The organism is Streptomyces sp. NPDC047000, assembly GCF_040644295.1.
In the GTDB taxonomy this organism is placed as follows: Bacteria; Actinomycetota; Actinomycetes; order Streptomycetales; family Streptomycetaceae; genus Streptomyces.
Genome location: NZ_JBEYWE010000036.1, coordinates 13531 through 26275, shown reverse-complemented (window position 1 = coordinate 26275; position 12745 = coordinate 13531). Strand labels below are relative to the sequence as shown.

Here is a 12745-nt window from a genome sequence, read left to right as displayed (position 1 = left end):
CACGGGGATCACCTCAATGGGGGCCTGACCCTTGATCGTGGACACCCTGATCATTGGATCGTGAGGATCCGAAGAACAGGAGTTCCCGTTGGGGACGTCGAAGTACAGTCCTGAGTTCCGGGCCGATGCCGTCGCGCTCTACCACGCCAGCCCGGGTGGGACGTACGCGTCGGTGGCCAAGGATCTGGGCATCAACCATGAGACTCTGCGCACCTGGGTGCGGGATGCCGAACAGGCCGCCCGGCCCGGCACCGGTGAGGCCAGCGCGATGGAGAAGGAGAACCGGCAGCTGCGGGCGAGGGTGAAGGAACTCGAGCTCGAGCGGGAGATCCTGCGGAGGGCCGCGAAGTATTTTGCGGCGGAGACCAGCTGGTGAGCAGCCGCTTCCAGTTCGTTGACGATCACCGTGGCGCCTTCGGCGTCAAGCGGCTGTGCCGGATCCTGCGCCTCTCGCGGTCCGGGTTCTACCGGTGGATCGCCGGCGCGGACGCGCGGGCCGAGCGGGTCCGTGCGGATGCCGAACTCGCGGAGCGGATCGGCGAGATCCACGCCGAGTCCGACGGTACTTACGGGGCTCCGCGGGTCACAGCCGAGCTGCGGGACGCCGGAGTACGCGTCAATCACAAACGTGTCGCCCGGATCATGCGCTCGCGGGGCATCGTCGGCTTCCACCTGCGCAAGAAGGTCCGCACCACCATCCCCGAGCCGTCGGCGACACCGGTTCCCGACCTGCTGCGGCGCGACTTCGCCGCGCAGGCGCCCAACACGAAGTACGTGGGCGACATAACCTATCTCCCCGTCGGTAACGGCCAATTCCTCTATCTGGCAACGGTGTTGGACCTGTGCTCAAGGCGGCTGGCGGGCTGGTCGATCGCCGACCACATGCGCACCGGGCTGGTCACCGACGCGCTGAAGGCCGCGGCAGCGGCCCGGGGCGCCGGCGGCCTGCGCGGAGCGATCTTCCACAGCGATAACGGGGCGCAATACGCCTCGAAGGAGTTCGCCCAGGTCTGCACCGACCTCGGTGTGGTCAGATCGCGCGGCGCGGTGGGCACGAGCGCGGACAACGCCGCCGCCGAATCGTTCAACGCGACCATGAAACGCGAGACCCTCCAGGGCAGAAAACGCTGGTCAGGAGCCCGCGAGGCCCGTCTCGCGGTCTTCCGGTGGGCCACCCGCTACAACACCAGAAGAAGGCACTCCAGCATCGGCCAGATCAGCCCGAACGCCTTCGAACAACAATCAGCTACGCTGACCGCCGCCGCATGACAACCGGTGTCCACGATCTTGGGCCAAGGCCCAGGTGATGACGATCGCGCCTTTGCCGTGCTGCTTCACCGGGTTCCAGTGGGAGCTGGTCCTGCCGGCGGGGCAGCGGACCTGGCGGGTCTTCCAGCTGATGGTGAAGGCGTTCTTGTCGAAGCCTTCGGCGGCCTTGGCCTGGGCAGAGTGGTCCAGGAGGACCGGGGTGACCATGCGGATGCCCTGTTTCAGGGCCTTGGTGATCAGGTCGGCCGACGGGTAGCCGGAGTCGAGGTAGTGCTCGCCGGGCTTCACTCCGTGCTCGGCGAGCTTGCGCTGGATCGGGGCGGTCGCCTTCACATCCGGCACGGTCGCGTCGGTGGTGTGCACGTCGGTGATCAGATTCGGCATCACCCCTGTCCCCGCGTCGGCGTCGGGGAGGGTGGTGCAGGTATCCGTGAGATGGATCTTGTAGCCCATCCAGAACAGGCCGTCGCCCTTGGCCGCCCAGCGTGCGTCAGAGTCGTAGGGGGAGGCCAGGCGGAGTTGACCGGGCGGGACGCCGTCGTCGGCGTCCCGCTTCTTGATCACCTGCCGTCCCCGGGCATCGATCCGGACGATGTAGGTCTGCACGAGGACCTGCCGCAACAAGCTCACGGCCTCGATCTCGCGAATCCAGGCCGGAGTGTCATCGGCCCAGGCCGCCCGGCACAAGGCGAGGGCATCCTGCCCGAAGACCTGGGCGAGACGGTCACGTTTCGTCTGCAAGAGCGGCATGCGCCAGCCGTCGACCCGCGGCCCGTACCGCTCGGCGAACTCCGTCACGTCGATGTGCCCGGCCAGCCAGGCCGGTGCCGCGACCGCGAGGGCCTCCAGGGCCGCCCGCACACTCTCCCCGGCCAGCTCCAGACGGTTCAGGTCCCGCACCGCACTGATCACATGGGTGGAATCCGTGCGCTGCTTGCCTCCGGCCGTCACCAGGCCGGCCTCCTTGCAGTGCTCAAGGAGCCGGTCGAAGACCACCCGCTCCATACCGTTGCCGGTGAGCCGGGCCCGGAACCTGCACAGCACGCCGGCATCGAAACCGGTATCCGTCAGCTCCGCCCCCAGCGCGTACTTCCAGTCGATCGCCCGCACCGCCATCGCCGCGGCCTGCCGGTCCGTCAGGCCCTCCGCGAACTGCAACACCGTCACCAGCGACAACACCCCAGGTGACAGACCCGGAGCACCCCGCACCCCGAACGCCTCCGTGAACGGCTCATCGATGAAGACCCCCGCGAGGCGATCCCGCACCCGTATCGGCAAACTCCCCTTCGGGAACGCCGCCCGGGCCACCACCACCGTCTGTTCCGGGATCTCCGGCAACCCCACCGGCCGCATCGACATCCGTACCGCCTCCAGGGCCGCACGACAGGAAGACGACCCCGCCAACGATCATCGCCGACCCGGCCTTACCCCCGCAGCGAATTGCGCAGCAGAGTCGGCGGAGCCGTCAAAGCCGCCCGCACCCCCCGGAATCCGCTTCTGACCGCGTACCAGACCGGCACGTTCGCCCAGTTCGAGGCACACGCCGGCAACGGCGTGGAAGCGCTGAACCTCGCCCGCCGCGCCCGCCGGGTGCTCAGCGACAAGCGCCCGGCTGTCGCCGACGCATGGCTGCTGAGCGTCGAAGCGCTCGGGCACGCGGCAGCCGGGGACCGGCGCAGCGCCGACCGGACCCTGACCGCATCCCGCACAGCGACGGAGGCTCTGGCGGCCGGCCAGGAGCCGCCGCCGTGGCCGTGGGTGTTTTCCTTCACCCCGGACAAGGTGGCCGCCTGCCGCGTCACCTGCGGCGCACGCCTCGGGCTGCCGGAGTGGGTGCTGGATGAGGACGTGGAGGCCCTGACCACCGGGCATGCGAAACAGCGCGCTCTGCTGGTGCTCGACATCGCAGCCGGCCATCTCGCCGGCGGGCGGGTGGAGGCCGCGTTCGCCTTCGCCTCCCGCGCGCTCGAGGTCGGTCTGCGGTACCGATCCGGCCGGATCGTGGAACGCGCCCGTGGTGTGCGCCGTAGCCTCGCCACCAGCTCACCGCCGAAGGCGGTGCGTGACTTCGACGAACGCCTGCACGGCGTCTACCTGTAGGAAGGATGATCACGGTATGAGGGTGGGGATCACCGGACACCGCGGACTGAGCACGCAGATCGAGGAACAGGTGCGGACCCTCCTGTCCGACCAGGTCAGCCAGTACAACCCGGCCGAACTCGTCGGCGTCTCGTGCATCGCCGACGGCCCCGACTCCTGGTTCGCCGAAACCGTCCTGCGCCACGGCGGCCGCCTCGAGGTCGTCATCCCGGCCACCGAGTACCGCCAGGGCCTGCCCGACTGGCACCACCCCGTCTACGACCGGCTCGTCTCCCGCGCCGCCGACGTCCATCACACCGGCATGACCGAGTCGACCTCCGAAGCCCATCAGGCCGGATCCGAGATCCTCGTCGGCCTGGTGGACGAGCTGATCGCCGTATGGGACGGGAAACCCGCGCGGGGCTACGGAGGCACCGCGGACGTGGTGGCCTACGCGGAACGGACCGGCATCCCGGTGCGGGTGCTGTGGCCCGAGGGCGCCAGCCGATGACGGCAGCCAGCCCACTGTGACAGGCCGACGGGTCAGGCCAGAGCACCGGGCAGATGGCGCGAGTCGGCTGTCCTTGAGGTGGTAGTCCCGCGGCGGTGCAGGACATCGCATGATCCGGTCAGAGCGGAGCCGGCCGAGGATCTCGACCGGCAGATCGCTCAACAGATGGGCGATTTCAGATGATCGGCTTCCCGGCTGGGAGGCTCACCCGGAAGGATTATTCGAGTCGAACGAAACAGGGCTGCCCCGGCGCGGGGCAGCCCTGTCGGTGTGCGCGCCAAGGGACGCGCACCAGGCCCGTCCCATCTCACACGGCGGCGAGGATGTCGAGGACGGAGACCACAGCGGTGCCGGGTGCCAAGCTTTTCGGGGGATGCGGACCGTACGCCCACTTTGGGGGAATGACGGCGAGTACGCGGCTGCCGACCCTTCGGCCCACCAGCGCTCGGTCCCAGCCGTCGATGACGTTGCCCCGGCCGATCACGACAGACAACGGGCTACCGTCCGCGCGGGAGCTGAGGAAGAGGTCTGCCTCGCCCTCGCCGCGGGCGGTCCCCCAAGCGGCCGAGGAGTACTGAAGAACAAGGGTCTGCCCGGTTTTCACCACCGGGCCGGAGCCGTCGACCAGGTTCCGGACCGTCAGGCTCGTGGGAGCGACACGGTCGGGGACGGTTACAGTCGCGGTGCCGTCATCCTTGTTCATGTGTATCTTAGGCAGTTTGCTGGGTACCGGCCCTTGATAGCCGGGGACAATTTCCTGCGCTCCGATGACGTTCAGAATATCGACGGCATAAACGATAGTGTCGTTGCCGGAGACCCCGAGCTGGGCGCTGCCGGTCGTCCCGTATGCCGCTGCGGGAGGTGCCACGACCAGGACCCGACTCCCGGCACGCTGTCCTTGCACCGCTTGATCCAGGGCCGGGAGCGTCGCGCCTCGCCCGACGGCGAAAACCTGAGGGTGGGCTCCCTTGTCGTACGAGCTGGGCAGCGCTTTGCCGGTTCGCCACACCTTGGCGGTGCAGCGGACGACGACCACATCGCCAGTGCGCGCCGAACGCCCTCGTCCCTGTGTCTGCGGCGCTAGGACGAATTTGCCGCTCGGCACGGTCTTTGGAACCGAGATTGTGGCCGGGCTTCCGAACCGGCCTGAAACGGTGGGCAGTACGGCGTCCGTGTGGACGGCTGCAGGCACAGAGTTCTTGGGCACCGGCACGGAGGGAGCCGCGAGCGGCCGATGCCAGCCGTCAGGAGAGTCGGGGTGGCGTGCTGCTCCACTGTCGCATCCCACAAGTGGGATAAAGCAGGCAACGAGCAATGCGCTGAGCAGGCGCCGCGTAGGTGTTCTGCGCCGACAGTGGGCGGGTCGATGGTTCACTTTTCCCATGGGTAGACCTTCTTGTTTTTCTTCCGTCCACCGAACAGGAGGAGCGAGATGATTGCCAAGGGCCCGAAGAACAGCGCGACGTAGCTCCAGTCGCGATGGTCCGCTCCCTTGTGGCGGGCAATTCTCGTGGCCGCTATTGAACATCCGATGTTCATCGCAAGACAGAGGAGGCCCAATAGGATCCGCGCTGGATCGTGTGAGATGGAAATTTCCATGATTCCTCAAGTGTCGCGGAACGCAACCGCCGCCCGGGCTGGGCGGGAATGTGTCCCCACCCAGCCCGGTCAGTGACGATCCGCGTTTCTAGTAGTAGGAGATTCCAATTTTGTAAATGTACGGGCCGTCATAGGTGGTGTACCGCCAGGTAATGAAGTAGATGGCGGTGATCTCCACCGTTCCCTTCGCGACGTACCAGTAGTAGGTCTCCTTCTCGTGCTGCCATCGTCCTTGGTGGCAGCGTCTGAAGTAATAGTTCTGGTAACCGTACCGGACCTTCATTCCGACGATCTTTACGCGCAACGATCCGAAGGAATAGCCCGCGAAGATGTAGTTGAAGGCGTTGATGGCGTTGCGCTTGAACCAGTTCTGCATCCACTGGCTGTAAGTGTCGTGCCAGGGGCCCCAGTGAATGGAACCGCTGGACGTCTTCCGCCAGTAGCTGTTGGAGCTGGTGCACTTGCACGTGCTCGACATGCCAGAGTCGTCTTGCTGGTTGAGTGGGTCTTGTCCGGCATAGTCGTAGGCGTTCGCCGAACCGCCCGGAACCGGGTCGGTCTGCAAGAACCGCCCGGTGGACGGATCGTACATACGCATGCCCATGACGATGTCGCCGGAGACCGTCCCGCTGTTGCGCAGGGTGCTACCGCGGAAGCCGTAGCTCGCGGGTGCGGCAAGGGCCTCAGGGTTGCCGAATTCGTCGAAGGACTGGGCGACGACCGTGCCCGACTGGTCCAGGGGCAGCTGCGCTGTCACGTTGCCAGCCAGGTCGGCTAGCTGGAGAACGGTGGCACCGGAGGCACCGGTAACTGCGGCGAGGCTGCCGTCGATGCCCTGGACGTTGCGGCTCACGGTGCCGCTCGCGTCCACCACCGACCAGTCGGGACTGTCGGTATCGTCCCCGTAGTGTTCGGTCCTGACCGCAGTCTGGCTCCAGGTGGAGTCGGAGTTCTGGGTTTCGGTGACCGAGGACGACAGACGTCCGACGGCGTCCAGGCTCCAGGTCTGACGGCCGGTGCTGGAGGTCTGCTGATGGATCAGGTCGTTGGCATAGTACGAGAGGGTAGTGCCGTTCGCCTTAGCCGTCGTGCGGCTGAAGGCGTCGTAGACGGTGCCGGCATTGGTCAGGCGGTCGGCGCTGTCGTAGGTGTTCGTGGTGCTGGTCGCGCCGGTCGAGGAGCAAGCGTCTCCGGGAGTGCCTGCCGAGACCGCCTGGGTGGTGCGGTTGGAGTCCTTGTCGAAGCCATAGTCCCTTCTGGTGCAGGTGCCGTTCGGGCTCGTTTCGTCGGAACGCATGAGCCGACCGACCTGGTCGTAGGCGTAGGCGCGGCTGACCGTCCGCCCGTTGGTGTCATTGTCAGCGACAACCTGGTCCTGCACTGAGTGATCGGCGACGTCGGACGCGACGGTGGAGCCGTCACTGTCACGGGTGTAGACCTTGGAGGTCTGTGCCCCGATCTCGTTCGTGCCGACCGTGAGGGTGTAGTCGCCCGGTATCTGCTCGGTGGCTATGCCGCCGTTCGCGTCATAGGTGGCGTGGAAGGTGCCCGCCACTGAGTCCGTGCGGGAAGTCTCCAGACCGCGTGGGTCCTTGCTGGTGTCGTAGATGTAGGTGATGGTCGACGAAGCCGAGTCGGTCGTCTTCACCGGCCGGTTGAGGTTGTCGTATACCGTGTTGCGGACGTTGCCCGCGCCGTCGTTGTAGGAAAGGTCGCGGCCGAGCATGTCGTACGTCCGGGTGACGGTCTGTCCGCCAGACGTGACGGTGGTGACGTTACCCGTCAACGTGTCGTACTCGGCGGTGGTGTCGGCCACAGCCGCCCCCACGCCACCAGCGATGGCGATCTTGGTCGTGCGGCCCGCGCCGTCGACTGTGAAGGCCGTGGTGCGGGTCGCGCCGTTCGCGGTCCGCGTCTCCTTGGAGAGGTTGCCCCATCGGTCGTACTCAAGTGACTTGGTCGCTAGTTGGGCAGGGTTGGTGCCACCTCCCGTGATGGCCCCGGCCGGGCCCACGGAGCAGACCATGTCCGCCCACTCAGGACGACCCTGGCAGGTTCCGGTGCCAGTGGCCGACCAATAGGTGGTGACCGTGGTGCCAGCGTCCGAACCGTTGGACTTGGGCATGATGGTCTCGGCTGTCCGGCCCTTGGTGTCGTACACCGTGGTCTGGGTGACTGCGAGGCCGGCCGGGTCCTGTGTGCTGGTGGTGGGTAGGCCCTTCGTCCAGTCGTAGCCGGTCTTTGTCGTCCGGGTGTCCGCATCGGAGGGGTAGCCGTCCACGTACGCGCCGATGGTGGCGGTAGTGGGCTGATTGCTCACTGTGGCGCTGCCGTCGGAGGGGCGGCCCTCGTCGTAGGCGGTCACCGTGTGTCTTCGAGCGGCGAGCTCAGAGCCGGCGGGCAGATCGGTGCCGCCCGTGCCGGCCTTGAGGGTGCCGGTGAGGGTGACCATGTGTAGCGGCCCGTACTCCTGCAGCTCACGCTGGCCGTCGGTGGAGTACACATGCGTGGTGGACAGTTGCTCGGCGCGCTCCGCCGTGGACAGGCCGCTGATGCCAAGCCTGTTGATCTTGTCGAAGCCCGTGCCGGAGGTGGCAAGCGCCAGCTCACGGTCAGCAGCGGTCAATTCGCGCAATACGTTGCCGGTGTCGTCGTACTCGGTGGTGGTGACGTACCCGCCTGGGGCGACGGCGTTCACCTCACGGCCGGAGGCATCCGCGTAGGACAGCGAGGCGCGGGTGTACGACGTGGAGGTCAGGCTCTTGCCGTCGTGCGAGGCGGGCGCCGTGTCCTCAGGGAAGACGGCGGTGGCGTCCGTCGGCGTGTCCGTCTGTCCCCAGGCGGACACGTCGGAGGTACCCATCTTGTAGGGGGCCGTGGAACCGCTGAGAGGGACGTCGTAGACCAGCGAGACGGCGGCCGTGCCACCATCTTGCTGGTTTTGCGAGCCAGCGGAGAGCGTGGGCCTCGACGTTGACAGCAGCATGCCCGGTCCTGCGGTAGCCGCGTTGCCGGCAGTGCCGTAGGCAAAGGTCCACGGCAGTTCGCCCGGTGGAGTGAGCGTGGTGACGCGGCCCGCACTGTCATAGGCGTATGCGGTCTTCAGCGTCGGCGAGATCCGAGGATCCCATTCCTCACGCAGTCGACCGGAATCGTCGTACGAGTACTGTGCGATCGTCGTGGACGTGGCCGTTGTGGCGCCGGGACTGGTGGCCCAGAGCAGGACCTGCTTGACCTGCCCGGTGTAGTCGCCGAACGCGCTCGGAGTGGAGGTCGTCGCGGTCGCGTAGACGTACTGCAACATCCGGCAGCCCGCCGTCGACGGCGTGGCCGCACAAGTGGACGTGCTGATCGCGGACGTCGGGGCGATCAGGTACTTCGGACGCGCCAACGTGCTGGAGCCCGCCACAACCTTCTCGGACACCACGGTAGTAGTGGAGTCGGAAAGGGGGGTGAATGTGGCGGACATCTGCCACGTGGTCGCAGCCGGGTCCACCTTCGCGAAGGTGGTCGTGGTGCCCTGGTCGTCCGTGAGCGTGAACGAGCCGGTCAGGGAACCGGTGAGGGCGAGGTCCTGCGCGCCAGGTTCCGGCTGCCATCCGCTGGCACTGGTGGCGGTAAAGCCGGTCTCAATACCTTCGGAGTCCACCACAGCGACCGAGGTGGCCGAGGTCTTGCGCAGGTAGTCCCAGTCCGAGTCCGAGGTCTGCACCGCGGCACCGGAGGTCCACTGGGGGCCGAAGATAGCCACCTGCCCCTCGGCGTCGGTGCCTGCGGTCGGACGACGGGACGATGCCGTGCGGCTGATCGACATGCCGAAGAGCGAGGCATCGTTGGCTGCCAGGGTGTAGTCACCGGTCAGTTCGTTCACTGAACCAGGTCCCACATCTTTCGCGGGGGCATCGCCAGCATTGCGGTCCGCAGTGACCGTCACGGTTTCGGAGTAACCGGTGCTAGTGCCGTCGGTGAAGGCGGCGCGGAGGTCGACCGGGCCGTCCTCGGCCAACGAGGTGGTGATGTTCCAGGCCAGCGCCGGTGGCGCGCCGCCCGGAGCAGCCAGCGGCCATGCGGCGACGGCGGAACCATCGGTATTCTTGACGACGTCTGCGAGCGGCACGTTGTGCCAGGTGTCGGTGTCACCGCGGCGGTACTGGTACGTGACACCGGTGTAGGTAGACTTGCCGGTGGCAGACAGAGCAACGCGGCGGGCAGGCCTGTCACCCTGGCCGGGCGAGAGTATGGCCGCCCCGTCGGCGCCCACGCCGAAGGCGTACTGGGTGGTCGCGGTAGACAGATTCCCGCCCGAATCGATGGTCTTGGCGTACAGAGCGTGCCAGCCGCCAGCAGGTGTGATGCTGATGGTCAGCGGGTCACCGCCGGTGCCGTCTGCCGTGTCGTCGACGCGCTTGCCCATGGCCGGATCGTCCAGGCTCCACTTGAAACCCTGACCGTCTGTCGAGGTTGTGTCCAGAGTGCATGAGACCGCGTCCGGCGCCTCCGCCGACCAGGTACTTACCGGGTAATCCGGGCACGAGATACTCGGTGCGACGGGCAGCGCGGTGTTCAGCGTAAACGTCGAATAGCCCGACCATGTGCCGTAGTCGGAGTCGTCAAAGCCACGGACCCGGAAGCGCAGATGCGATCCAGCAGGGAAGGCGTTGGCCGAGGGGATGGTCAGCTTGGCTGTTCCACCTGATGTCACAGGTGCTGTGGTGGCCGTGTAGGTGTACGTGGTGTCGTTGTACGCCGGATCGGGCGTCACTTCGAACTGAGCCTTGGCCGTCCCGCCGTCGGCATCGCTGACCTTTGCTGAGAGCATCGGCGTCAATGAAGTGACGTAGCGCTTGCCGTTGTAAGCGTTGACGACGCTCGGCGAAACTGCCGAAGCCGAGTTGCTGGCGTAGGAGTTGTAGGTGACCGTCAGATGCGGCTCGACCGAGTTGTCACCGCTGATGTAGTTCGCCGACCGGAAGCGCCGCCAGGTGGACGGGTCGGTCTCGTCCGCCCCGGCGATGCGCAGCCCGTAGTTGGCCGAGCCGTCGGCCCAGGCCTGCACGATGGCATCGATGTCGAAGTTCATCGTCCCGGCTGGGCAGGAGGAGCTGTATCCCAGCGCCGCGGTGTTCGTCACCGCGCCGGTCGTGGTCGTCGACGGCTGCGCGCCCCAGGTGATGGTCGAGGACGACCAGTCGGAGGTGATGCGCCGTACCTGGGTGCCGGCCCCGGTGGTGGCGCAGGTCGAGGAGTAGTACGAGTACAGCGCCAGGTTCGTGTCGGTGATGTGCTTGCCAGTGAACTTGGAGACGTCGAACTTCAGGTACGAGCGGGCCTTGTCGGTGCCGTTGTCGTACGTGCCGGACTTCAGTTCGGGCGAGGAGACCTGCGAGTCCGGGTAGTCGGGGTTTTGCACCCAGGTGTCGGTGGTGACCGCCAGCGTGGAGGTGGGGTCGATGGTCACCGGGTAGGTGGCGGTGGCCAGGAAGTCCTTGTCCGGGCTGAGGACGAGGGTCTGCGCCCCGTCCGAAGCGGTTTCGATCTTCGTGTCGACCCGCTGCTGGTGGGCGGATTCACCCGAAACAGGGTCCTTGGAGTCATCCCACATCATCGGGGCCGGCGCCTCGGCCACCAGGTCCCCGTCCGCATTCTTCAGCAGCAGGTGCCCGGAATCGGCCTGGGACAGCTTCAGCCCGTCCAGGTGGAGCGGGATCCGGTAGGTGGCAGAGCCGTCGGCCAGTTGCTGGGATAGCTTGATGTTCTCCGAGAAGCCCTGGGCCAGAGCGGTCACCGACAGCTTCTGCCCGTCGCCCAGATTGTAGGAGGCGGTGTCGTCCTCCACCGACGGGGCGGGCAGTTTGTCCTTCCAGCCCAGCCCGAACGACTCCTTGTCCTTGGCCACCGATGCCAGTTGGGTATCCCCGCCGTCGGACACCGCGACGTCCGCTGCGGCCGCCTTCGGCTCCAGGACGTCACCCGTGTCAGACAAGGACGTGTCGATGTCTTTCCAGTTCCCGTCCTGCTTCACACGGATCGGACCGCCGTAGGACTCCGTCTGCAAAGACCCACTGGACAGCGCATACGTGGTCGATTTTGATGTCCGCTGCGAGAGCACCTCAATCCTGCGGTCCTGCAGGCGGGCCATCAGCATCGCCGACGCCTCGTCTTGCGCCTCTGGGGGTCCTGAGGGAGTTTCGGAAGCCGAGGCAGCCGATGTGCTGCTCTCCGGCGCTGCCGCGAAAGCCAGCCCGCTGCCTTCCGCGACCAGGGCCCCCTCGGCGACCATGGCCATCACCAGGCCAACGGCTATCTGCCGCAATCTTCGCCGGCGCGCATATGCCGGCCGCGATCCGTTGAGGATCGCACGTCTTTGACGCATTGTCGGGTGTCCTTCCAGGTCAACCGCCCGACCAGGTTGCCCCGGCCGGGAAGTTGATCATCTGTAGACAGACCACCCGCAGCGTCGCCCCATCCCAGAAAAGTAAAGTTTAAGCCATGCAACACAAAGAATCAGCAATCTTACCGTGGCTTTACATGCGAGAGAGATACGTAGATCATCACGATTTACGACTCCCCTCGGCGATCTGTTGATGCGTCAGGTATCGAAACGATTGCAGGTTGCCCATCAGAGGCTTTTAAAAACCATGAAGGAATATGCAGTGACATACCCCAGAAACCCATCAAAACGATCACCGCATCCCGGGCGGACCGATTTCACCGCAGTTCCAAGGTGTGGTCCTCGGGACTGCCGATGAGATCGGGATGCGGCTGGCGGTGATAGCAGGCGGGGCGTACAACTTCATTGCCGTTTTCTCGAGTTGCGCCAACACCGTCCTCGAGCACGTCACCATGATCCCGTCTTCGTGGCGGCCGTGAGGTGGCGGGCAGCACCATCCCGGCCGGGCGACGTTGCTGTGGTACAGCGGAGACGCCACGCACATCCTCGGCCAAAGGTTGCCGTATGGTCACCCGGGTCGCCGTGCTGGAAGATCGCAGCCTAAAGCAGCAGCGCACCAGGTTCTGAGAGACAGCAGGTCACGGCGGTCGTCCGTGGGAGGGGTCGCTCAATGGCGGTGCAATTCGGCAGGAGGCTGCGCAAAGGTGCGGCAACCACCGTTGTGGCCGCCGCCGCGGTCGTGGCTCTGTCCGCCTCGCAGGCCCCAGCAGTCATCACCAACGATCACGGCAGTCCGAGGGCCGCCGTCCACGTCGGCCAGAACGCAAGCGGCACAGACACCGGAATCGCGACCGGCAACTCACGCTATTACACGGATCTTCCACGGGTGCGGCTCT

The 12745-nt window shown here is 66.3% G+C and carries 7 protein-coding genes and 1 pseudogene; 4 read left to right on the top strand and 4 right to left on the bottom strand.

The annotated features are described in order from the left end of the window. Positions 1-88: 88 nt before the first annotated feature. Positions 89-1269, top strand: a protein-coding gene (locus ABZ862_RS34555; RefSeq protein ID WP_360967213.1) for an IS3 family transposase whose coding sequence is annotated in 2 segments (ribosomal slippage) — positions 89-356 and positions 356-1269 — 1182 coding nt in all. Because the reading frame shifts where the segments join, the coding sequence is not laid out codon by codon here. Here the strand turns inward: ABZ862_RS34555 and ABZ862_RS34550 are convergent. Next, positions 1243-2628 (bottom strand): transposase, encoded by a 1386-nt coding sequence (locus tag ABZ862_RS34550; protein ID WP_360967210.1) that lies wholly within the window; start codon positions 2626-2628, stop codon positions 1243-1245. The two genes, ABZ862_RS34555 and ABZ862_RS34550, sit on opposite strands and share 27 nt — an antisense overlap. 81 nt (positions 2629-2709) lie before the next feature. Between ABZ862_RS34550 and ABZ862_RS34545 the strand changes: the two genes are divergently transcribed. Both ABZ862_RS34545 and ABZ862_RS34540 read left to right on the top strand, forming a co-directional pair. Continuing rightward, positions 2710-3369, top strand: a complete 660-nt coding sequence (locus ABZ862_RS34545) for a DNA-binding protein (RefSeq protein WP_360967207.1) — start codon at positions 2710-2712, stop codon at positions 3367-3369. Positions 3370-3385: 16 nt separating this feature from the next. After that, complete coding sequence (locus ABZ862_RS34540) at positions 3386-3859, top strand: hypothetical protein (RefSeq protein WP_360967205.1); 474 nt, start codon at positions 3386-3388, stop codon at positions 3857-3859. Between the two features lie 307 nt (positions 3860-4166). Here ABZ862_RS34540 and ABZ862_RS34535 read toward each other — a convergent pair whose 3' ends face one another. The 3 genes from ABZ862_RS34535 to ABZ862_RS34525 form a co-directional block, all read right to left on the bottom strand. Then, positions 4167-5243: an FKBP-type peptidyl-prolyl cis-trans isomerase gene (locus ABZ862_RS34535; protein WP_360967202.1), complete on the bottom strand. Its 1077-nt coding sequence runs from the start codon at positions 5241-5243 to the stop codon at positions 4167-4169. Next, a complete protein-coding gene (locus ABZ862_RS34530) occupies positions 5231-5458 on the bottom strand; it encodes a hypothetical protein (protein ID WP_360967199.1) in 228 nt (75 codons plus the stop codon). The genes ABZ862_RS34535 and ABZ862_RS34530 overlap by 13 nt, the downstream gene beginning before the upstream one ends. A gap of 88 nt (positions 5459-5546) precedes the next feature. Beyond that, positions 5547-11744 (bottom strand): DNRLRE domain-containing protein, encoded by a 6198-nt coding sequence (locus ABZ862_RS34525; protein WP_360967338.1) that lies wholly within the window; start codon positions 11742-11744, stop codon positions 5547-5549. A gap of 775 nt (positions 11745-12519) precedes the next feature. On the opposite strand from ABZ862_RS34525, the pseudogene ABZ862_RS34520 reads away from it, so the two are divergent. Continuing rightward, positions 12520-12732, top strand: a pseudogene (locus ABZ862_RS34520) (hypothetical protein); the annotation flags it as partial. Positions 12733-12745 lie beyond the last annotated feature (13 nt).